Origin of the sequence: Clostridium sp. DSM 17811 (assembly GCF_018861905.1) — a bacterium.
GTDB lineage: Bacteria > Bacillota > Clostridia > Clostridiales > Clostridiaceae > Clostridium_AD > Clostridium_AD frigoriphilum.
This window is the reverse complement of record NZ_JAHLDU010000018.1, coordinates 24,114-46,574: the sequence shown is the minus strand read 5'-3', so window position 1 is coordinate 46,574 and position 22,461 is coordinate 24,114. Positions and strand designations below refer to the sequence as shown.

The window sequence follows — 22,461 nt, the reverse complement described above, 5'->3', positions numbered from 1 at the left end:
ATAATATCAAAATTAAATAAAGTAAATGGAGGTTGAATATATGAACAAAAAAATTATAAATTCATTATTTGCTGCGTTAATAATAGCTGGAGCGACATCCTTGTCAGCTTATGCAGCAATGGCAGATGGTACTGTTGTTATAGGAAGTAAAGCTTTTGACTTGAATTATGCTAATAGTCCAGTAAATTTTGCAGAAATCACTAAGGAAATACAGGTAGGTAGTGTAGTTTATGTTAAAGAATTTGGTGGAAACTGGATTAATAATATAACTGGACTAGCGGTGGATGTTAGCTGCATACCAGCTGTAGTTTATAAGAATGCTACTAAAGAAATTAACTTTGCTGCTGGAGATGAAAATGCAATTATTTCAAATGTAAATGAAATGGTACGAGCATATGAATTAGCACCAATAGACTCGCAACCTCAGATAACTCGTGCCAATGCATTGGGCGTAATAGCCCAGGTTGCAGTTGGGGTGGTAACAGATACCTTAACAAAGGACGATTTACAATCTCGTATAAATAATGAAAATGCTAAAATAGCAGCACGGGTGGTATATCTTCAAATTGGTGAAATAAAGGCTGTTAATGGCACAATAACATTAACATTTAATAATCCTTTAGTTGTAAAACCAGAAGTTTCCGATTTTGCCGTAAATCAGACAATTGGAACTGGATCTGCAATAAAAGTAGTACCTACAGCAGTTGATTTAGACTCAACTGGAAAGATTATTACTTTAACTGTACCACAAGTCAAAAAAATATCAACTGAGCAAAAAGTAGTTAGCACAGTATCTTATGATACAGCTGTACCAGTTACTGCAGCCGGATTTAAAGTTGCAATAGATACTTCACATTAGAAATAATAAAATGAGAAAAGGACAGTGTTGAACTGTTCTTTTTTTATTTTAAAAAATTAATTTTAATGTTTAGATATAGATTAATCTAGCCTAGATTAGGTAACAATAATTTAAGAATGTATATATATTTTTAAGATTAACTATATTTATGGAGGTATAATATGAAGAGGAAAAGTTTAACTATGTTCACAATTTTTTTATTTTTAGCTTGTTTTTTAGGGAGCCAAACAGCAATGGCTTATTCTACACTAAGTAAAAATGATGAAAAAGTAATTTATTTAACGTTTGATGATGGACCAAGTGTTATGACAGATAAGGTTCTGGATATACTTAAAGTAAATGGTGTAAATGCTACTTTTTTTCTTATAGGAAATCAAATAAAAGGCTATGAGGATATGGTAAAAAGAATATATACGCAGGGTAATAGTATAGGTCTGCATACTTATACCCACACATATAAGAAAATATACTCGAGTAGAAAAGGATTTATATCTGAGATGCTTAAATCTCAGGATGAAATTAATTCTATTATAGGAGTTAAACCAACAATAATAAGATTTCCTTCGGGTAGTAGCAAACATTTAACTAAAGGTTTTTTAGAAGAACTTCATGGGTATAATTTTAAAGTATATGATTGGAATGCTGTTATGTCCGATGGAGTCAATTGTAATACTCCTCCTGACAAGTTATATAGAGAAGCAACTAAAACCACAGTTAGGGACCATCCTATAATGCTGCTTATGCATTGTGACTATATGCATAAAAACACGTGTAAGGCATTACCTAGAGTAATAAAGTTTTATAAAGATAATGGATATGAATTTAAAATTATTAACGATAAAACACCTGAAGTTTATTTTCCAATTAAAAATAATAAATAATAAACACGCCAAAATAACCAGTTGAAATGATATTAAATCATATTAACTGGCTGTTTGTTTTAAAGGTAATAAGAATAAAAGAATTTTATAGAAACATACGAAATTGTTTGACAATTGTGTGAATTTAGAATATTATATGTATTAAGATTAGTTTTAAAATAAAATTTATAAAGCGATGATGGAGAAAAAAATTCCAAAGCATAACTACAGAGAACCAATAATTTTTGAGAATTGGTGTTATGTGGGAACAAATATATCACTCTAGAGCTTCTTAGTTGAAATAAAGTAAACATGGACGGATGCCACCGTTATAAGGCTAGGTTTTAAAGAGATTTTGTGATTTTGAATTTGATTTCTTTGAGCTGATAATAAGGTAATTCATTGATTTGAATTATGAACTAGGGTGGTACCACGAAAGTTTTCGTCCCTATAAACATATATATATGTGTTTATAGGGATGAAAACTTTTTATTTTAAAAAAAGTTTTCTTAGGTAAGTATAAATGTAAATAGAAGAAGTCGTTAATATTGCAGCTCCGCAGGAGATGATTTAATAATTAAATTCTATAGGTATAAAAAATAAAATAAAATAATGGATAAAGCTATGAAGGAGATAAAAATATCATATTTAAAACCACAGAGAGTCAACGTTTGCTGAGAGTTGATGTTTTAAAGATATGTAATAATCACTCCTGAGCTGTAAAAATAATGAGGTAATTCATTGATTTGAATTATGAATTAGGGTGGTACCACGAATCTTTCGTCCCTATAAACATAACCAATTATGTTTATAGGTATGGAAGATTTTTTATTTGCGAGTAAAAGGGGGAGTTGTAATGTATAAAACTATAAGTGCAAAGGTGGAACATGGTATAGACGCATTAGTAAGAGTTACAAACACTTTAAGGAGAAAAGAATTTAAAATAAAAGGATTAGTAATGACAGAAGTTGAAATTGATGGATATTCAGATTTAAGGATAACAATAGAGGAATACTCTAATTTAGGGATAGAACAAGCGATGATGCAGCTTAGAAAAATTATAAATGTATATGAAATTGAAGAGGTTAAAGGTGAGTTTGCAGCACCGAAGGTGATGATTTAATTAAAAAACTAAAAAGAAGGTGATAACATGTTACTTAATGGAGCTCAAATAGTACTTAAGTGTTTAAAAGAGCAAGAGGCAAATATTGTATTTGGATATCCAGGTGGAGCTGTGATTCCACTCTATGATGCGCTATACGATGAACTTGATTATTTCACTCACATTAGAACGGCCCATGAACAAGCGGCAGTTCATGCAGCAGATGGGTATGCAAGGTCCACAGGAAAAGTTGGAGTTTGTTTTGTAACTTCAGGTCCAGGTGCAACGAATACTATAACTGGAATAGCAACGGCATATATGGATTCGATTCCAATGGTTGTAATTACAGGACAGGTTGCACGGAGTTTGCTTGGACGTGATTCTTTTCAGGAAATAGACATAATGGGAATAACTTTATCTATTACAAAGCACAGTTGCATTGTAAAAGATGAAAAAGAATTAGCAGGTATTATAAGAGAAGCATTTGAAATAGCCAAAAGTGGAAGGCCGGGGCCAGTACTTATTGATATCCCAAAGGATATATTCTTAAGTGAAACGGAATATAAAATGTTAGAAAAAGAAAATAAAATACAAACACCAACTATTAATATAGAGATGAAAAAAATACAAGAGGCAGTTCTTATGATTCAGGATTCAAAGAAACCTATAATTTATGCTGGTGGTGGAATTAAAACAGCTAATGCCTCAAAGAAATTTTGTGAGTTTGCGAAACTTTGCGATATTCCTGTGGCAAATACATTAATGGGACTTGGCACCATTCCAAGAGATCATAAATTATCTCTTGGAATGGTGGGAATGCATGGCTTTCGTGAGACAAATTTAGCAGTGACAAGGAGTGATTTAATTATAGCAATTGGTGCAAGATTTAGTGATCGGGTAATTGGGAAAGGAGACGAATTTGCACCATCTGCAAAAATAATTCAGATTGATATAGATGAAACAGAAATAGATAAAAACAAGATAGTAGACTTGTCTTTGGTGGGAGATATGAATACAATACTAGAAAATTTAATTTCTCATATGGAGCAAAAGAATAGGAAGTCATGGCAGGAGGAGATAGAGAATTTTAAGGTAACAAATAATGTAAATATAAAAGAAAACAATTTTACGCATGTTGATGTGCTCAAATGTTTAAATGGAGCTCTTGAGGAAGATACAATTGTCACAACTGATGTAGGACAACATCAAATGTGGACTGCTCAAATGTGGAAATTCAAGTATCCTAGAACATTTATAACGTCAGGAGGCCTTGGAACAATGGGGTTTGGATCAGGGGCTGCAATTGGAAGTCAGATGGGTAATTTAGACAAAAGGGTACTACTAGTAACCGGGGATGGAAGTTTTCGAATGAGCTGCAATGAACTTCAAACTATATCGAAGTATAAGCTTCCTATAATTACTGTGATTATGAATAATCATACCCTAGGAATGGTAAGACAGTGGCAGAGAATGTTTAGCAATGGAAGATATAGTGAAACAGATATTGGTGATGAAGTAAATTATGTAAAGCTTGCACAGGCTTATGGTATTGAAGCATATAGAGTTACAAGTACAGATGAATTAAATAATGTACTAGAAATAGTAACAAAGGAAAAAAGGCCTATGCTTATAGATTGTGTAATAGATAAAGAAGAGGGGGTATATCCAATAGTACCGCCAGGGAAATCTATTCAGGAATTAGTATTAGAGTAAAACGATGGTTACATTTCGGGTATGTTTGAATACTATAATATTGTAATTAATTTTATGGAGAGTTTATATGAACAAAATAAATCATCAAGTGTTAAGTCCATTACAACCAGTACAAACATATAATTATTGCAAATGTTGCCCACAAATATGTGATGATACTTATATGTTACAGGATCAAATGATGCCAGACTATACTAGTGAAGATTTTGAAGACGAAGGAGGATATCGTCCTGGACCTGGAGGAGGACCTGGATCTGGAGGTGGACATGGACCTGGAGGTGGACATGGACCTGGAGGTTGGCATGGACCTAAGGTGTGGCAAGCACATGGAGGATATTACGGACAAAAATATTATCCAGATATTAACTACTTTTATTATCTTAATTCATATTATTATAATTATTATCCTTATGATCCTTACTTTGATTATTATTATAATACCTATTAAGAGTAATAAATAAGTCACTTCATCTCAGAAGTGGCTTATTTTAAAATATTATTTAATATACATAAGATTTTATAATATTTATCATGTTAGTTGAAGTATAATAGTTATTAAATAGGTTGAACTTAATCACCTAAAATATAATACTTATGGGGGACAACATGGATTTATCAACTATTTTTTTAATATTTATATATGTGTTTAATATAATGTCTGTTTTGAAACTAATTTTTATAAAACAAAGTGATACGAGAGTTATATTTGCATGGCTTTTAGTATTCTTTTTTTTACCTTATGTTGGTTTTATTTTTTATTTCTTGGTTGGTAGTAAATATAAAATGCGTATCATGTCAAAAAAGTATGGTATGGGCGAAATAGAAGAAAAGTACAATAAAGTGCTAGAGCAACATATTCATAATATTGATACGGATAAAATACAATTTAGAGAAGTAGAAACTGAAAAATACAGAGATTTGATTACTATGAACTCAAAAAATATAATGTGTTATTTTACTCAAAATAATGAAGTAGAACTTTTATTAAATGCTAAGGAAACATTTTCTATGCTTTTTGAAGATATTAGAAATGCTACAAAAAGTATTGAAGTAATGTATTATATTTTTAAAGCAAAAGATAAGATAGGTAAAGAATTTATATCTCTTTTAGAAGAAAAGGCAAGCCAGGGAGTGAAAGTAACTTTAATATATGATGGGATTGGGTCTTTACATACTCATATGAGTGATTTTAAGGAGTTAAAAGAAGCTGGTGGGCATGTGTACAGATTTTTGCCATCTATTATAAAAAGTTTATTGCTTGTAAATTATAGATTACATAGAAAAATAGTTATTTTAGATGGTAAAATTGCTCATACTGGTGGAATTAATGTGGGTGACGAATATTTCGGTTTGAAAAAAATAAATAAACCTTGGAGGGATACAACCATACGTTTGACTGGTTACAGTGTACTTTCATTTCAAACAAGGTTTTGGTCTGATTTGGTTTTTTTGCAAAATCAAAGTTTTAGAAAGATAAATAGGGCTAAATTAAAGTTTGATGAAAGGTTATTAAAAAGTTTTTATGATCCTATTGAAGAAGGAAATATAGGAGTCCAAATACTTTCAAGTGGGCCTAGTAGTAGAAATGACTCTATAAAAGATAGTTACGTTAAGATGATTACAACTGCCAAAAAATATTTATATATTCAGTCGCCGTATTTTATTCCAGATAAAACTATATTAGATGCGCTAAGGATGGCAGCTGCTGGTGGTGTTGATGTTAGAATAATGCTTCCTGGTATACCAGATAAAAAACCTATTTATGCTGTTTCATTATTAAATGTGGCAAAACTCTTAAAGTATGGAGTAAAGGTATATCTGCATTCAGGGTTTCTTCATTCCAAAACACTTGTTATTGATGATCACGTTTCAACAATAGGAACTGCAAATATTGATATTAGAAGTTTTAGTCTTAATTATGAAATTAATGCATTTATTTATAATAATGAATTTGCAATTAAATGTCGTGATACATTTTTAAATGATATCAAAGATTGTACAATATTTGATATTGAAACTTATTCTAAGCGTGGTTTGTGGAAAAAAATCTATGAATCTGTTTGGCGTTTTATTACTCCTATTGCTTGAAATTTAATAAAGTATATTTTTAATTAACATTGTTTTAATATGTTTGTAACAATGTTAATTTATAATGTAATTATAAGTGAATTTAAAATAGTAATATTTATTCTAGTAATTTCTTATACTAAAAGAGTGAGAATATAATGGGAGGTATTTGTATGGTGATCAATTATGCACATAGGGGTGCTAGTGGCTATTTTCCGGAAAACACAATGCTTTCTTTTAGAAAAGCAATTGAACTTGGGGCTACTGGTATTGAAACTGATATTCAGATGACTTCGGATGGAGTACTTGTGATTATTCATGATGAGAATGTAGACCGAACCACAAATGGAACGGGACTTGTAAAAGATTTTAGATTTGTTGATTTAAATGAATTAGATGCTGGTTCTTGGTTTAATGATAATTATAATAATGAAACGATACCTACTGCTGAGCAGTTAATTATTTTAGCTAAAGAAAATAACATATTATTAAATATAGAGATAAAAAATGGTGAAGTTATATATCCAGGCATTGAAGAAAAACTTATAGAGATGATTTATAAATATAATTATCAAGACAACGTAATATTATCTAGTTTTAACCATTACTCTATGGTACATTGCAAAGAGATTTCTAAAGAAATAAAAACAGGGCTTTTATACATGGCTGGACTTTATCATCCAGAAGCGTATTGTAAATATACTGGGGCAGATGCGTTACATCCATATTATATTTCAATTAATAAGAAAATTATTGATGACGCAAAAAAAGAGGGCCTTTTAGTAAATCCATTTACAGTGAATAGTGAAGAATCTATGAAAAAGTTAATTGAAGCTGGAGTTAACGGGATAATTACTAATTATCCGGATAAATTAAAGAAAGTTTTAACAAATATTAAAAAGTAAATACTATGCTAGTCATATACAAGAACTCTGTTGTTTAATAAAACAATGGGGTTCTTTATATTTTAAAACTTGTAAAAATTCACTTAACTTAACCTTAACAATAATTACCTTTTTCCTTAACATAAAGCATCTACAATAGTAATTGTAATAAATTAATATATGAACTAGAAGGGAGAATATAGTGAGTGAAATTATTTCAACGAAAAAAGAAGTAATCAAACTGGAATCAAAAGAAACTAGGATAGGTTTAAAAAGAAAATTAGAACCATATGCATTTTTATTTCCTAGTTTATTATTGTTTGGACTGTTTGTTTATTATCCGTTTTTTAAAACTTTATATATGAGTTTTAGTTTAACAAATGCTCATGGAGGATTTCAAGAATTTATTGGTATTCAAAACTATGTAGAGATATTTACTTCAGCAGATTTTATAAATAGCCTAGTTGTGACAATGAAATTTGTTTTTATTACAACTATTCCATCCGTAATTATTGGTCTTTTTTTAGCACTACTTGCAAACAATAAAGTAAAAGGAATTGGAATATCAAAGGTAATGTTTGCTGTTCCAATAGCAGTATCATCAGCATCTGCATCAATTATTTGGGGGATAATTTTCCACCCAAGTATAGGAATGCTTAATAATATTTTAAAAACAAGCATTGGGTGGTTAATAGACCCACATTGGGCTCTCTTATCTGTTGCGTTTGTAACCATTTGGATGAATATAGGAGTAAACTTTATATTTATTTTAGCGGGTCTAAAGAATGTTCCAAAGGAAATACTTGAAAGTTCATCTATTGATGGGGCAAGATATTTTAGAAAATTATTTAAAATTATTATTCCAATGATATCACCTACATTATTTTTTATGGTATTTATGGATATTATGAATGCATTTCAATCATTTGGACAAGTAAATATATTAACGAATGGTGGACCTGGAAATTCAACAAATGTATTGGTATTTTCTATTTATAGAGAAGCGTTTTTTAATGGTAGGTTTGATACCGCATCTGCGCAGTCAATTATATTATTTATTCTTATGTTTGTTATAGCAATGTTTCAATTTAGTTATGAAAAGAAGGGAGTGCATTACTCTTAATGGAAAATAAAAAAAGCAATATAATTTTACTTTTAACAAATCTTGCTGTCGGATTACTTATTATTTCTCCGATTTTATATGCACTGTCTGTAACATTTATGACGACAGATCAAATTCATACTATGCCACCAAAATTCTTACCTAAGAGCTTTTTTCTTGGTAACTATAAGGAGGTAATTGCGGCGATTCCTATATTTAGGTTTATATTTAACAGTTTGGTAGTAGCGACAGCTGTAACTGTTGGGCAAATAATAACTTCTTGTCTTAGCGCTTATGCTTTTGCATTTTATGAATTTAAAGGTAAAAAAATTTTATTCATAATAATAATTGCTACAGTAATGGTTCCCGGAGAGGCAATTATTATATCTAACTATTTGACAATAAGTTCATTAAATTTACTAGATACATATACAGGGCTCATATTACCATATTTAACATCAGCTATGGGAATTTTCATGATGAGACAATATTTTTTAACAGTTCCTATAGAACTTAAAGAAGCTTCAATCATAGATGGGTGCACTGGGCTTCAGTTTTTAACTAAAATTCTTATGCCTATTTCAAAACCTATAATTGGGTCGCTAGGAATTTATATGTTCCTATTAACTTGGAATCAATATATGTGGCCTTTACTTATAACAAGTAAACCAGAGATGAGGACAGTTCAAATTGGAATGACTATGCTTCAATCTTCAGAAGTACAATCATTTGGTATGATGCTTGCAGGAATTATAATAATCATAATTCCATCTATATTTATATTTATAATTGGTCAAAAACAACTAATTGATGGAATGACGTCAGGGGCAGTTAAAGGTTAATAATAAAAAATATCTATATTTCAAGGGGGATTTATTAATGAAAAAAAGACTGGTTTCAACAATGCTTGCAGTTATGATTTCAGCTTCAATGTTAAGTGGGTGTGGTAGCGAGGCTAAGCAATCAAGTTCTAAAACCGTAACGGGTGCTAAAGCAGAACATGTTAACATTACATTTTGGCATGGGATGGGGGGAAACCTAGGAGTTTCACTTAATAAATTGGTAAAAGATTTTAATGATTCTCAAAAAAACATCACGGTTACTGCTCAATTCCAAGGTGATTATGATGCAGCACTTAACAAATTGAAAAGTTCTCAGTTAAGTAATTCGGGCCCAGATGTTATGCAGTGTTATGATATAGGAACAAGATATATGATTGATAGTAAGGCTATAGTTCCAGTTCAGGATTTTATTGATAAGGAAAAATATAATACCTCTACCCTTGAGCCAAATCTTCTCGCATATTATACAGTAAATAAAAAATTGAATTCTATGCCTTTTAATTCTTCAACACCAATACTTTACTATAATAAAACTGCATTTAAAGCTGCGGGACTTGACCCAAATACTCCACCTAAAACTTTAACAGAAGTTGAAACTATGGCAAAGAAACTTTTAAAAAAGGATGCGTCAGGTAAAGTAACTCAATATGGATATGCAATGCCTATATATGCTTGGTTTTTTGAACAATTTATGATTAAGCAAGGCAAAAATTATGCAAACAATGGTAACGGAAGAACCGGAGCTGCAACAACAGTTGAATACAACAAAAATGGTGGTGGACTAACTGTGTTAAATGAATGGAAAAAGTTAGTTGATTCGGGTGATGTAGGAAACTTCGGACGTAAAACCCAGGATACTCAGAATGCATTTATGGCTGGTAATACAGCAATGTACTTAGATTCAACGGCATCTCTAAGTTCAGTTTTAACTGGCGTAAATAAGAAGTTTGAGGTAGGAACAGGATTTTTACCTAAAGTTAATAGTACTGATAAAGGTGGAGTTTCTATAGGAGGAGCGTCTCTTTGGATAATGGATAAAAAAGATGAAGCAAAACAGCAAGCATCGTGGGAATTTCTAAAGTTCATGGTATCAGCTAAAGAGCAAGCGTATTGGAATGCAAATACTGGATATTTTCCTGTTAACAAACAGGCTTATAATCTTAAAGAGGTTAAGGATAATTTAGTTAAATACCCACAATTTCAAACAGCTATAGACCAATTACATGCATCTACTCCTGATTCAAAAGGAGCATTACTCGGTGTATTCCCAGAAGCAAGAGCTGCAACTGAAACAAACATCGAATCTATGCTTGGAGGAAAACAAACGCCACAAGAAGCCTTAGATAATGCAGCAAAGACAGCGAATAGTGCCATTGAGAAATACAATAAAACTAATAAATAAATTTATTTATAACAAAGTGAATTAGAAGTAATTCTAAAACCCGTAAAATTCAGAAATGGATATTGCGGGTTTTTACGTCTCTATACTAAATGCAATTAATTAAGCTTTAGTTAAATCATCTCCTGCAGAGCTGTTAAATCATCTCCTGCGGAGCTGATTAATGTGTTAATAATGCATTCATGATTTATAATACAGTGGGAATCTATAATAATATGCTGTATAATTTATACAGGTCTCAAATTGTTGAGTGGAATAATTAATTTATGTCGAAAGGAGGGGGAATTTACTTTGGGGTATTTAAAGGTATATGCTCATAAGTATGGTATAGGATTTTGCATAGCAGTATTTTTTGTAATACTCGAGGCATTCTGTGATTTGATGCAACCAATGATTATGTCAAAAATCGTGGATACAGGAGTTGCAAATAAAGATCTGAATTATGTAATTGAAATGGGAGTTATTATGCTTATAATTGCTGGATTTGGAGCAATATTTGCAAGTATTCGTAATGTTATGGCAAGTAATGTATCACAAAAACTTGGAGCAGAACTTAGATCTGATTTATTTAAAAAAATTCAAGGATTCTCTTTTGAAAATGTTGATAGATTTGAAGGAGGTACTCTAGTTACAAGGCTTACAAATGATGTAACTCAGGTTCAAAATTTTATTAATGGACTTATGAGGATATTTGTTAAAGCACCAATTGTGGGCATAGGAAGTATTATAATGGCTGCAAGACTAAACTTAAAGCTATCTATGATTTTATTTGCTATTGTACCAATTGCAGCTATTCTTATATATTTTAATATGAAAATAGGATTTCCATATTTCATTAAAGTGCAGAAATCTCTTGATAGCGTTAATGGAGTTATGAGGGAGTATTTATCAGGAGTAAGAGTAGTTAAAGCTTTTAATCGATTTGAATATGAAATAGAAAGATTTAAGGACAAAAATGCCTTGCTTACGAAGTCTTCTACTAAAGCTATGAAAATAACATCGGTTTTCAGTCCTATAATTGGACTTATAGTAAATGTTGGTATTATATTGGTGATTTGGATAGGCGGCATATACGTAAACAAAGGGAGTATGCATGTAGGAGAAATAATAGCATTTACAAATTATATGACACAAATATTATTCTCACTTATGATGGTAACTAATGTTTTTACAATGTTTGTGCGCGCTAGAGCATCTTCAGAGCGTATTAGCGAAGTATTTTGCGAAAAAAATAGTATGGTTAATGGAAAGAAAATTATAGATGATTTTAAAAATAGAGGAAAAGTTGATTTTAAGCACGTATATTTTTCATATAATAAAGACAAAGAACCCATATTAAAGGACATATCATTTAGTTGTAGCCCGGGAGAAACTGTTGGAATAATAGGGTCAACTGGTTCAGGCAAAAGTACTCTTGTGAATTTAATACCTAGGTTTTATGATGTAATAAGTGGAGAGATAAAAGTTAATGGTATAAATATTAAGGAGTTAGATATAAAGTCATTAAGAGAGAAGATTGCTGTAGTACCGCAAAAGGCACTTCTGTTTTCAGGAAGCATATTAGATAATATGAAATGGGGAAGTGAGAATGCAAGTATCGATGAAATTAAGGAAGCCCTAGAAGTGGCCCAGGCTAGTGACTTTATTGATAAACTTCCAGAAGGCTATAATGAAAAGATTGGCCAAGGTGGTGTTAATTTTTCTGGGGGACAAAAGCAACGGATATCTATAGCGAGAGCGCTAGTGAAAAAAGCTGAAATTCTAATACTTGATGATGCAACTAGTGCGGTTGATACAGATACAGAAGTGAAGATAAGAAATAGCTTAAAAAAATATTCTAAGGATTTAACTTGCATTTTAATAGCTCACAGAATAACTTCTGTAATGAGCGCTGATAAAATAATAGTAATAGACAATGGGGAAATAAAAGCGATTGGAAGTCACTCAGAGCTTTTAAAGAATTGTGAAATATACAATGATATCTTCCTTTCTCAAATTGGAAAGGAGATGATGTAGATGCCAGATAATAAATATAAGGATGATAATAAAAGTGTTTCTATGCCATTTAATGGTGTTAGAGGCGGAAGAAATAGGGCACCTGTAGTAAAACCTAAAAATTTCAGGAAAACTTTAAGAAGATTGTGGAGTTATTTTGGAAGCGAAAGAAAAACATTAATAATAATATTTATATTTATAATAATAGATTCGGCTATTGTACTAATAGGTCCATATCTTATAGGGCAAGCCGTAAATGCTATGTCATCTAATAATGGAAAAGTAGATTTCAATCTACTAAGCATAATAGTAATTGTTTTATTAGTATCCTATTTGGCAGATGCGGCTATAAGTTTATTTCAGGGATTTGCCATGGCAAGTTCTAGTCAAAGAATAGTTAAAACTATGAGAAATAACTTATTTTTAAAACTCCAAAAGCTCCCAATGGCTTTCTTTGATTCAAATAGTCATGGAGATATTATGAGTAGATTGTCAAATGATATTGATAATGTTAGTTCTACTATTTCTCAATCTGCGATTGTATTAATGTCAGGGATTATAGCTATACTCGGGTCATTTATTATGATGATAATTTTAAGCCCTATATTAACCTTAGCAAGTTTAATTACAGTACCTTTAGTATTTCTGTTAACTCGCTCCATTACTAAAAAGACAGGAAAGCTTTTTAAATCTCAACAAATGGAACTTGGAAAACTAAATGGACAAATTGAAGAGACTATATCTGGAGTTTATATAGTAAAAGCTTTTAATCATGAAGATAAAACAGTGAAAGAATTTGATGAAATAAATCAAAGATTGTGCAAGGTTGGATTAAAAGCTCAAATATATTCTGGATTCCTAATGCCAATTATGAATGTTATAAATAATATCGGATTTGCTGCAGTAGCTGGAGTAGGTGGAGTTCTAGCAGTAGATGGCATAATTACAGTAGGTGTAATTGCCAGCTTTTTAAGTTATTCAAGGCAATTTGTACGGCCACTTAATAATTTGGCAAACATATTTAATACACTGCAATCTGCTGTTGCTGGAGCTGAAAGAGTATTTGAAATACTAGATACGGGTGAAGAAACAGAAGATGTAAAAGAGCCAAAGGAGCTTAATGAATCAAAGGGACATGTTAAATTTAGTAATGTGTATTTCGGGTATAGAAAAGATGTGAACATTCTTAAAGAAATTAGTTTTGAAGCACGTCCTGGTGAGAGTATAGCACTTGTGGGTCCAACAGGGGCAGGTAAGACTACAATTGTAAATTTGCTTACAAGATTTTATGATGTTACAGGTGGAGTAGTATATATAGATGGCGTTGATATAAGGGAATATACAAGAGATAGCCTTAGAAGATGTTTTGGTATAGTGCTTCAAGATACCTATCTTTTTACAGGAACTATCAAAGAAAATATAAAATATGGCAATCTAAATTCCTCGGATATAGAAATTGAAAATGCAGCTAAAATGGCAAATGCACATGAATTTATAAGGAGGCTTCCAAGGGGGTATGAGACATTACTTTCTGAGAGTGGAAGTAATCTTAGCCAAGGACAAAGACAACTTTTAGCTATTGCAAGAGCAATACTTACAAATCCATCTATATTAATATTGGATGAAGCCACTAGTAGTGTTGATACTAGAACTGAACTTAGAATACAGGAAGCTATGCTCAAGCTAATGAAGGGTAAAACGAGTTTTATTATAGCTCACAGGCTAAGTACTATAAGAGATGCAAACAAAATAATGGTTATAGATGATGGACAAATTATAGAGATGGGAAATCACGCAGAGCTTATAAATAAAAAAGGCAAATATTATAACATGTATTTTAATCAATATAATAATAGTGATGAGTAGTAAGTTAAGAGAATGGTACACGCTAACTAAGAAGTTTTTTTGAGGATAGGACGGTATATGATTGCTTTTTCATGGTAGAATTATTAGATGATAGATTAATTGGAGTGATTTATAGATAATCATATCCATAGTTAAAATATTAATATAGGAGAGTGTATAATGATTTTAAGTAATGATGATAAATGTTGGTGTAAAAGTGGACTAAAATATAATGAGTGTCATTTAGATTTTGATAAAAAACTACAGGTTTTGAAGAAACAATGTTGCACAGTTCCCAAAAGAAAGCTTATTAAGAATAAAGAGCAAATTGAGGGAATAAGAAGGAGTGCTGAAATAAATAATGGTATTTTAGATTTAGTTAGTGAGACTATTAAAGCAGGAATGACTACAGAAGATATTAATACACTAGCTCATGAATATACAATATCTCGAGGTGGAATTCCAGCTACTCTTAATTATGAGGGATTTCCCAAAAGTCTTTGTACATCAATAAATGATGAAGTGTGTCATGGAATACCAAGTAAAGATGTAATACTTAAAAATGGTGATATTATAAATGTTGATGTAACTACTATACTTAATGGGTATTATTCAGATGCATCAAGAATGTTTATGATTGGAGAAGTAAGTGATGAAGCTAGGAAGTTAGTAGAAATTACTAAGGAGTGTCTAAATAAGGGACTAGAAGCAGTGAAACCTTGGGGTTTTTTAGGAGATATAGGAGCAGCGATACAAGAATATGCACAGAGTAATGGATACTCAGTAGTTAGGGATTTTGGAGGACACGGAGTTGGATTACAGATTCATGAGGACCCATTTGTTTCTCATTGTGGAACTAAAGGAACAGATATGATTTTAGCACCAGGAATGGTATTTACAATTGAACCAATGATAAATGTTGGAAGTAGTAAAATATTCATTGATGAAGATAATGGATGGACTGCATATACAGCTGATGGAGCTCTTTCAGCACAATGGGAGAATACAATTCTTGTAACTGAGGATGGTATAGAGATAATATCAAAATAGATAATATAAAAACACCACACTCATATAAGAATGTGGTGTTTTAATGTTTATAATCTCTTAATTAAATACTTATTTTATAATATTATTTAGATGAAATTTCGTCATCAGTAGCATTATCTTTTGAGCTTTTTTTCCCATTTAAGTATTCAGAAATTTTTGTTTTAGATTCTGTTACACTACTTTTAACATCTGTAACTTTACTGTCGATGGTGTCTTTAAGTTCTGTAGTTTTCTCTTTTATATTGTTTGTAATATCTTTTGATGACTTAACAATATCCTCTCTATTTTCCTTACCGGATTTTGGTGAAAAAAGTAAACCACCTAACAATCCGCTAAGACTTCCTGCTACTGCTCCAATAGCTACTTTTTTAGCAGTCCTAATTTTTGCTTGTTTTTGTATTTCTATTTTTCTGTTTTTAAACCAACTTGAAAATACCATAATTATTTCCTCCTTCAAATTTTAAATACTTATTATTTTTTAATAAATGTAGATTTTAATATTATTAATTTGTATCACTATATTGTCTTGGTTTACTATGTTGGAGTATACTATGATGCCTACCATATAAAAAGTAAATTGCTAGCCCAAGTGATAACCAAATTATAAATCTAATCCATGTTTCTAGAGGTAATGCTGTCATTAAATAAACGCAAGCAAGTATAGTTAGGATAGGGATAAAAGGTACCCAAGGACATCTAAACTTTCTTTCAGCATCTGGCATAGTTTTCCTTAGTACTATAACACCGATAGATACAAGAATGAAGGCAAATAATGTACCTATATTACATAGTTTTATTATTTCCTCTAGAGGCAAAAGTCCTGTCATAATAGCAGCTATACTACCTGTAATTATTGTGCAAAGTGTAGGTGTTTTGTGAACTGGGTGAACCTTTGAAAATACCTTTGGAAGTAGCCCATCTCTTGACATAACCATAAATACTCTAATCTGTCCATAAAGCATTACAAGTAATGTGGAAATCATTCCTATAACCGCACCTGTTCCAACTAGAGCAGCTCCCCAGTTGATACCAAACTGTTTTAATGCATCTGGAATAGCATTATTTTGACTAATTTCTTTAAATGGAACCATGCCTGTTATAACAATTGCAACTGCAACGTAAAGCACAATTACAACTCCTAGGCAAATAGCAAGTCCACGAGGTACATCTCTCTTTGGATTTATAGTTTCTTCAGCCGCTGTCGATACCGCATCAAAACCAATATATGCAAAGAACATTATAGAAGCCCCTGCCATTACACCCTTCCATCCAAAAGGAGAAAATGGCTTATAGTTAGCTACACTAATATGAAATACACCAAGTACTATAAATAAAATAATTACACCAATTTTAATTAAGACTATGACGTTATTTAGCTTAGCACTTTCTTTTATGCCAATAAATAATATCCATGTTACAAGGCCAACTATTAGAACGGCTGGTAAATCAATAATCCCACCGGCCGATGGTCCAACAGATATTGCTTTAGGTAAATCAAGTCCAGCAGAGTTTAACAGCCCTACAAAGGTTCCTGACCAACCGGATGCAACTGCAGCGGAGGAGACTAAATATTCAAGCATTAGATCCCATCCTATAATCCAGGCTATAATTTCACCAAAAGCAATATATGAATATGTATAAGTACTACCTGCTACTGGAAACATTGTAGCAAGTTCTGCATAAGTAAGGGCACAAAGTCCGCTTGTTATTGCAGCTACAATAAATGATAAAACAACTGCCGGGCCTGCCATATGAGCACCAACACCTGTTGAAACAAATATTCCCGTACCAAGAACTGCACCTATTCCAAGTGCTGCAAGGTCAGTTGATGTAAGATTCTTTTTTAAATCAGTTTTTTTGGCAGCTTTAAGTTCCATTTTTAGGGACTTTTTTTTCCACATTCTCCTCCAAATAAGTTTCAAAATATTTGTCTCCTCGCGTATATTATTTTTCTTTTGTTAGTGATTTTAAAAGGTTTATTCATACTTCTGTATTAATTTAAGCACTTCAATGGATGCATCAAATCTTCTCTGAACATCATCACTTTCCATAGCGTTTTTTATAGTTTCTAGAGCTAATGGTAGCAACTTTATCAAGCTTTCATGTAAATCAATATTGTCGGTAGTAGTTTCCATATCAGTTAAAAACGCCTTAAATTCATCTATACGATGTTTTAAATGTGCAACATAATTTTGTGCGCCTAATGATTTTCGAACAGCTTCCGGTAAACTAGATCTACTAATAGGATTATCCTTGTTAATAAATTCAACTTTTCTTTGATGAGGATAACCCTCAGCTACTTTAGTTGAATCATAATAATATGGACTTGTAACTTTTGCAAGATATATCTTATCTCCATAAGGGATAATACATAGATCACCAACCTGAATATTGTTTACAAACTGATTGATAACGCCGAGCTTCACATTTGAACAGGAATAGTTATTCCTAGCAAGCTCTTTAAGAAGAGTGTTTTTAGGCATATCCGTTAAGTCAATTAAGTTACTCCAACCTATTGCAATTATGTCATTTTCTAAAAACTCTTTTAATCTATTAATGTTTTCAGGATTGGTTCTTACCAACCATAAGTCATCAAAATTTAACAATACAAACCCTCCTATAATTTATTTGATAATTGTAGTATACAACAAAACCAACTAAAAATCAACTAAAGTCTACTAAAACTTACTAAAATAATAAAATGGCAACAATACTTATTTTAGTAAGTTTTAAAAATAGCCATTTTGAATATTTGTTTAGCAGCCTTAATTTATTATCAGATTTTTTTGCTAAACTTTAATTTATAGTAAATAAAAAAAAGGTATCTCTTTAAATGATTTTTTAATCATTTAAAGAGATACCGCCATTTTAATGTTCATTGTTTATTGTCTTCGAATATTCATTGTGCGTATATATATGTAAGATAAATTATTTGTATTAAAGTTTTCTATAGTTTGTTTTTTTACATTTAGGGCAGGGAGGTAAAGTATCAGTAGTATCATCTAATATTACCTTTTGACCACAAATTTTACAAACATATTTTCCATTACCAGGTTTTTCACCAGTTGAGTATAACATATGTAATTCACCTCTTTTTTTATTGAATTATTGCCAATGTAATTTTAGCATAGTAAAATTATTTTAACAATACAAGAGGATGAAGTAGCAATAGTTTTAATGGCTTTAGCTAGTTATAATAATAAATACATAAAGATTACATAAAATGAATAGTTTATTGAAACAGAGTTCAATAGATGATAAAATGAAATAAAAATTCCATTTTATTATCTATTGAATATTTTTTATTTTAGTTAGTTGGAATTGATATAGAAAGGGTTGAACTGATTATGGAAAATAGTAAACAAGATTTGATGAGAACTATTCAAATTAAACTCCCGCGTTTAAGTAAAGGTCAAAAACTGATAGCCGAATATATTCTAAAACATTATGATAAAGCAGCGTTTATGACAGCTGATAAATTAGGTGAAAGTATAGGAGTTAGTGAATCAACTGTTGTAAGATTTGCAAGCGAGTTAGGATTTGGTGGTTATCCTAAACTACAAAAATCTCTTCAACAATTAATTAGAAATAAATTAACAACTGTGCAAAGAATTGAATTATCTAATGATTACATGACCCAAGAAAATGCACTAAAGAGTGTATTAAAGGCTGATATGGAAAACATTAAAACTACTTTAGAAAATATAAATTATGAAACTTTTGATGAGATAGTTAATTCACTATTTAAAGCTAAAAAAATATATATAATTGGGCTAAGGGACTCATCTTCATTAGCTGAATTCCTAGGCTTTTATTTAAATTTTATTTTAGATAATGTTAAGGTAGTTGCATATGGCGTTAGTGACATATTTGAGCAGTTGCTTAATGTTGATGAACAAGACATAGTGATTGGTATAGGGTTTCCTAGATATACAATGAGGACAATTGAGGCTTTAGACTTTGCTAAAAGCAAAAATGCCAATATTATAGTAATTACAGATAGTTTATTATCTCCATTAGCGGAGAAGGCTAACTATACTCTAATAGCACAAAGTAATATGACTTCCTTTGTTGATTCCTTAGTAGCGCCATTCAGTGTGATAAATGCGTTAATCATAGCTGTTGGATTAAGAGAAAAAGAAAAAATTTCAAGTACGTTTTCTACTTTAGAGAACATATGGGAAGAATATAAAGTTTATAAATAAAGGAATAAAATAAGAAAGGAAGTATTTGATGATTTATTCTTTAGAAAACTCAATAATTAAAATAACAGCGAGTAGCCATGGAGCAGAACTACATTCAATTACTGGGAAAAAAGAAGGAACGCAGTACCTTTGGAATGGAGACCCGAGATATTGGAAGTATCATTCACCAATTTTGTTTCCAATAGTCGGAAACTTAGTAGGTTCAAAATATAGGATTGATGAGAATATATATGATCTGCCATCTCATGGATTTGGTAGGATATCAGATTTTAAATTTGTATCACAAACTAAAAATTCAATTACCTTTGAATTAAAATATTCTGAGGATATTATGAAAATATATCCATATAAATTTTCTTTGTTTATTAATTATACAATTGAAGAAAATGTTGTTAAGGTAACATACAATGTTAAAAATTTAGATAATAAGGATATAACATTTTCAATAGGTGCACATCCCGCTTTTATGTGTCCTATTGAAAAAAATGAAAAAATAGAAGACTATTATCTTGAATTTAATGAGAAAGAAACAAGTGACATAATGGAAATAACTAAAGATGGTTATTATTCACATAATAGGAAAGAAGGTTTAAAGGATACTGATATTATGTTACTTTCAAAAGAATTATTCAAAGATGATGCTTTAGTATTTGATGGTTTAAAATCTGATAAAATAACTATAAAATCTAAAAATCATGAGAAGTCTGTATCAGTAGAATTTAAAGGATTTCCTTATATGGGAATATGGGCACCAAAAGGGGGGGCACCATTTTTATGTATTGAACCCTGGTTTGGACATGCTGATTATGAAGATTTTACTGGTGAATTTAAGGAGAAGGAGGGGTCTGTTTTATTAACTAGTGGACAAGAATTTAAATATAGTTATAAGATATCTATAATAGAATGATGCTTGCTAGTTAATATTTTGAACTTCATTTTAGAGGATAACTTATTAATATAAGTTATCCATATCTTTCAGTTACTAGCATTGAAATTTTAGAATCATGCATCCAAATTTGTTTCAGAGAGTTTTATATCGGTGTGAGCATTTTTATCATCGTGATTCATGAAAGCATTAAGTAACACCGCAACTACTGAAGCAGAAACTATGCCACTACTAAATATAGACTTAAAAATTGTAGGTGTTTGTTCAAATAAGGTAGGTACAGCAGTAATTCCAAGGCCTATCCCAATAGAACAGGCAACAACTAACATATTTGAATTTCTACTAAAATCTACTTTTGCAAGCATTTGTATTCCGGCTACTGCAACCATTGCAAACATTATAGTCGTAGCTCCTCCAATAACTGGTTGAGGAACAATTGTAGCTAAGGCTGCAAATTTGGGAATCAAGCCAAGCGCAATAAGAATGATACCAGAAGCGATAACAACAAAACGGCTTACTACTTTGCTAAGTGCCAAAAGTCCTAAATTTTGATTGAATGTGGTATAAGGAAAGGAATTAAATATGCCACCTAAAAATGTTGCAATTCCTTCTGCGCGAAGTCCACGTACAATATCTTTCTGTGTTATATCCTTACCACAGACTTTACCTATACCAAGGTATGTTCCTGTTGATTCAATCATTACTACAAGCATTACAAAAGTCATCATAATTGTCGAACCTAAATCAAATTTAGGCAAACCAAAGTTAAAAGGATGTACTAAACTTATCCACTTTGCATTTGCAACCTGTGAAAAATCGACCGTTCCCATAAATGATGCGGCTATAGTTCCTAAAACTATTCCATTTAGAATAGAAATCGCCTGAAAAAATCCTTTGAAATATTTATTTGAAAGAAGAACTACGATCATTACAAAGCCAGCAAGTAGAAGATTTCTTGGACTTGCGAAATTTTTTGATCCTAGAAGTTGAGAACCACCACCAATACTAGTCACACCAACATTAATTAAGGAAAGACCAATCATTGTAACAACAGTGCCCGTAACTATAGTCGGAAAAAACTTTAGTATCTTACCATATAATGGTGCAATAAGTATAACTATGATTGCGGCGACCATTATTGAGCCATAGGCAGTTTGCATTCCTAAACTTTTTCCTATAATGATTAGTGGGCCAACAGCTGCAAAGGTACAACCTAAAATTGCGGGTAGCCTAATTCCTACATAGGATCCTATTCCAATTGCTTGTAATAGTGTCGCAATACCACAAGTGAATAAGTCAGCAGCCACTAGAAATGAAAGTTGGGCTGGTGTTAAACCAACAGCAACACCAATAATTAGAGGCACAGCAACTGCACCTGCATACATCGCTAGGACATGTTGAAGGCCTAGCGTAGCAAGTTGAGCAATTGGAAGCATTTCATTTACTTTGTCTATCTTTACAATGTCTACGTTTTTTACTTTTGACATGGATATAACCCCCTAATAAGATATGAATTTTTAATGTTAAAAGAGTGTATTGTTTACACATTAACTACATGGCAATAACAAAAACGTTAATCTCTCCACCTTCATTCTAATTAATTAGGCTGATTTTATTATAGTAAAGCAACATTCAGTTTACAATTAATCAAT

The 22,461-nt window shown here is 31.2% G+C and carries 20 protein-coding genes and 2 other annotated features; of the genes, 15 read left to right on the top strand and 5 right to left on the bottom strand.

Going from position 1 to position 22,461, the window contains the following annotated elements; all coding sequences use genetic code 11:
• Positions 1-40 precede the first annotated feature (40 nt).
• From KPL44_RS18405 to KPL44_RS18345, 13 genes are all read left to right on the top strand, one after another.
• On the top strand, positions 41-859 hold the full coding sequence (locus tag KPL44_RS18405; RefSeq protein ID WP_216253103.1) for a hypothetical protein: 819 nt from the start codon (positions 41-43) through the stop codon (positions 857-859).
• Positions 860-1,020: 161 nt separating this feature from the next.
• Entirely contained in the window at positions 1,021-1,740 is a 720-nt protein-coding gene (locus tag KPL44_RS18400; protein ID WP_216253101.1) for a polysaccharide deacetylase family protein, read from the top strand.
• 166 nt (positions 1,741-1,906) lie between these two features.
• Positions 1,907-2,172: a binding site (T-box leader), on the top strand.
• A gap of 162 nt (positions 2,173-2,334) precedes the next feature.
• Positions 2,335-2,510 (top strand) — a binding site (T-box leader).
• 65 nt (positions 2,511-2,575) lie between these two features.
• On the top strand, positions 2,576-2,842 hold the full coding sequence (locus KPL44_RS18395) for an ACT domain-containing protein (RefSeq protein WP_216253098.1): 267 nt from the start codon (positions 2,576-2,578) through the stop codon (positions 2,840-2,842).
• A gap of 27 nt (positions 2,843-2,869) precedes the next feature.
• On the top strand, positions 2,870-4,534 hold the full coding sequence (gene ilvB / locus KPL44_RS18390; RefSeq protein ID WP_216253096.1) for a biosynthetic-type acetolactate synthase large subunit: 1,665 nt from the start codon (positions 2,870-2,872) through the stop codon (positions 4,532-4,534).
• Between the two features lie 67 nt (positions 4,535-4,601).
• Entirely contained in the window at positions 4,602-4,982 is a 381-nt protein-coding gene (locus KPL44_RS18385; protein ID WP_216253094.1) for a hypothetical protein, read from the top strand.
• A gap of 158 nt (positions 4,983-5,140) precedes the next feature.
• On the top strand, positions 5,141-6,622 hold the full coding sequence (gene cls, locus KPL44_RS18380) for a cardiolipin synthase (RefSeq protein ID WP_216253092.1): 1,482 nt from the start codon (positions 5,141-5,143) through the stop codon (positions 6,620-6,622).
• 152 nt (positions 6,623-6,774) lie between these two features.
• Positions 6,775-7,506, top strand: coding sequence for a glycerophosphodiester phosphodiesterase (locus KPL44_RS18375; protein WP_216253091.1), 732 nt, complete (start codon positions 6,775-6,777; stop codon positions 7,504-7,506).
• Positions 7,507-7,687: 181 nt separating this feature from the next.
• Positions 7,688-8,608, top strand: a complete 921-nt coding sequence (locus KPL44_RS18370; protein ID WP_331702794.1) for a carbohydrate ABC transporter permease — start codon at positions 7,688-7,690, stop codon at positions 8,606-8,608.
• On the top strand, positions 8,608-9,429 hold the full coding sequence (locus tag KPL44_RS18365; protein ID WP_216253090.1) for a carbohydrate ABC transporter permease: 822 nt from the start codon (positions 8,608-8,610) through the stop codon (positions 9,427-9,429). Before KPL44_RS18370 ends, KPL44_RS18365 begins: the two co-directional genes overlap by 1 nt.
• A gap of 37 nt (positions 9,430-9,466) precedes the next feature.
• Positions 9,467-10,831, top strand: coding sequence for an ABC transporter substrate-binding protein (locus KPL44_RS18360; protein ID WP_216253089.1), 1,365 nt, complete (start codon positions 9,467-9,469; stop codon positions 10,829-10,831).
• Between the two features lie 288 nt (positions 10,832-11,119).
• Positions 11,120-12,844, top strand: a complete 1,725-nt coding sequence (locus tag KPL44_RS18355; RefSeq protein WP_216253088.1) for an ABC transporter ATP-binding protein — start codon at positions 11,120-11,122, stop codon at positions 12,842-12,844.
• The gene (locus KPL44_RS18350) at positions 12,845-14,689 is read left to right on the top strand and encodes an ABC transporter ATP-binding protein (protein WP_216253087.1); all 1,845 of its coding nucleotides are present in this window, start codon (positions 12,845-12,847) and stop codon (positions 14,687-14,689) included. It abuts the gene before it with no gap.
• Positions 14,690-14,848: 159 nt separating this feature from the next.
• Positions 14,849-15,718 carry a methionyl aminopeptidase gene (locus KPL44_RS18345; protein ID WP_216123894.1) on the top strand — a complete coding sequence of 290 codons (870 nt, stop codon included), beginning with the start codon at positions 14,849-14,851 and terminating at the stop codon, positions 15,716-15,718.
• Between the two features lie 82 nt (positions 15,719-15,800).
• Here KPL44_RS18345 and KPL44_RS18340 read toward each other — a convergent pair whose 3' ends face one another.
• From KPL44_RS18340 to KPL44_RS18325, 4 genes are all read right to left on the bottom strand, one after another.
• Entirely contained in the window at positions 15,801-16,157 is a 357-nt protein-coding gene (locus KPL44_RS18340; protein ID WP_216253086.1) for a YtxH domain-containing protein, read from the bottom strand.
• Positions 16,158-16,221: 64 nt separating this feature from the next.
• Complete coding sequence (locus tag KPL44_RS18335) at positions 16,222-17,619, bottom strand: amino acid permease (protein ID WP_216253144.1); 1,398 nt, start codon at positions 17,617-17,619, stop codon at positions 16,222-16,224.
• Between the two features lie 75 nt (positions 17,620-17,694).
• The gene (locus KPL44_RS18330) at positions 17,695-18,324 is read right to left on the bottom strand and encodes a hypothetical protein (RefSeq protein ID WP_216253085.1); all 630 of its coding nucleotides are present in this window, start codon (positions 18,322-18,324) and stop codon (positions 17,695-17,697) included.
• Positions 18,325-18,655: 331 nt separating this feature from the next.
• Positions 18,656-18,796, bottom strand: coding sequence for a zinc ribbon-containing protein (locus tag KPL44_RS18325; RefSeq protein ID WP_171296409.1), 141 nt, complete (start codon positions 18,794-18,796; stop codon positions 18,656-18,658).
• A 269-nt stretch (positions 18,797-19,065) separates the two neighbouring features.
• Between KPL44_RS18325 and KPL44_RS18320 the strand changes: the two genes are divergently transcribed.
• Complete coding sequence (locus tag KPL44_RS18320; protein WP_216253084.1) at positions 19,066-19,923, top strand: MurR/RpiR family transcriptional regulator; 858 nt, start codon at positions 19,066-19,068, stop codon at positions 19,921-19,923.
• Between the two features lie 28 nt (positions 19,924-19,951).
• The gene (locus KPL44_RS18315) at positions 19,952-20,830 is read left to right on the top strand and encodes an aldose 1-epimerase family protein (protein ID WP_216253083.1); all 879 of its coding nucleotides are present in this window, start codon (positions 19,952-19,954) and stop codon (positions 20,828-20,830) included.
• Between the two features lie 95 nt (positions 20,831-20,925).
• On the opposite strand, the gene KPL44_RS18310 is transcribed toward KPL44_RS18315, so the two are convergent.
• Positions 20,926-22,296: a nucleobase:cation symporter-2 family protein gene (locus KPL44_RS18310; protein ID WP_216253082.1), complete on the bottom strand. Its 1,371-nt coding sequence runs from the start codon at positions 22,294-22,296 to the stop codon at positions 20,926-20,928.
• Positions 22,297-22,461 lie beyond the last annotated feature (165 nt).

Excerpts from the sequence above, each read along its gene's own strand:
- KPL44_RS18405 (WP_216253103.1), top strand. The coding sequence starts at position 41 with ATGAACAAAAAAATTATAAATTCATTATTTGCTGCGTTAATAATAGCT.
- KPL44_RS18400 (WP_216253101.1), top strand. The coding sequence starts at position 1,021 with ATGAAGAGGAAAAGTTTAACTATGTTCACAATTTTTTTATTTTTAGCT.
- KPL44_RS18395 (WP_216253098.1), top strand. The coding sequence starts at position 2,576 with ATGTATAAAACTATAAGTGCAAAGGTGGAACATGGTATAGACGCATTA.
- ilvB (WP_216253096.1), top strand. The coding sequence starts at position 2,870 with ATGTTACTTAATGGAGCTCAAATAGTACTTAAGTGTTTAAAAGAGCAA.
- KPL44_RS18385 (WP_216253094.1), top strand. The coding sequence starts at position 4,602 with ATGAACAAAATAAATCATCAAGTGTTAAGTCCATTACAACCAGTACAA.
- cls (WP_216253092.1), top strand. The coding sequence starts at position 5,141 with ATGGATTTATCAACTATTTTTTTAATATTTATATATGTGTTTAATATA.
- KPL44_RS18375 (WP_216253091.1), top strand. The coding sequence starts at position 6,775 with ATGGTGATCAATTATGCACATAGGGGTGCTAGTGGCTATTTTCCGGAA.
- KPL44_RS18365 (WP_216253090.1), top strand. The coding sequence starts at position 8,608 with ATGGAAAATAAAAAAAGCAATATAATTTTACTTTTAACAAATCTTGCT.
- KPL44_RS18360 (WP_216253089.1), top strand. The coding sequence starts at position 9,467 with ATGAAAAAAAGACTGGTTTCAACAATGCTTGCAGTTATGATTTCAGCT.
- KPL44_RS18350 (WP_216253087.1), top strand. The coding sequence starts at position 12,845 with ATGCCAGATAATAAATATAAGGATGATAATAAAAGTGTTTCTATGCCA.
- KPL44_RS18345 (WP_216123894.1), top strand. The coding sequence starts at position 14,849 with ATGATTTTAAGTAATGATGATAAATGTTGGTGTAAAAGTGGACTAAAA.
- KPL44_RS18340 (WP_216253086.1), bottom strand. The coding sequence starts at position 16,157 with ATGGTATTTTCAAGTTGGTTTAAAAACAGAAAAATAGAAATACAAAAA.
- KPL44_RS18335 (WP_216253144.1), bottom strand. The coding sequence starts at position 17,619 with ATGTGGAAAAAAAAGTCCCTAAAAATGGAACTTAAAGCTGCCAAAAAA.
- KPL44_RS18325 (WP_171296409.1), bottom strand. The coding sequence starts at position 18,796 with ATGTTATACTCAACTGGTGAAAAACCTGGTAATGGAAAATATGTTTGT.
- KPL44_RS18320 (WP_216253084.1), top strand. The coding sequence starts at position 19,066 with ATGGAAAATAGTAAACAAGATTTGATGAGAACTATTCAAATTAAACTC.
- KPL44_RS18315 (WP_216253083.1), top strand. The coding sequence starts at position 19,952 with ATGATTTATTCTTTAGAAAACTCAATAATTAAAATAACAGCGAGTAGC.
- KPL44_RS18310 (WP_216253082.1), bottom strand. The coding sequence starts at position 22,296 with ATGTCAAAAGTAAAAAACGTAGACATTGTAAAGATAGACAAAGTAAAT.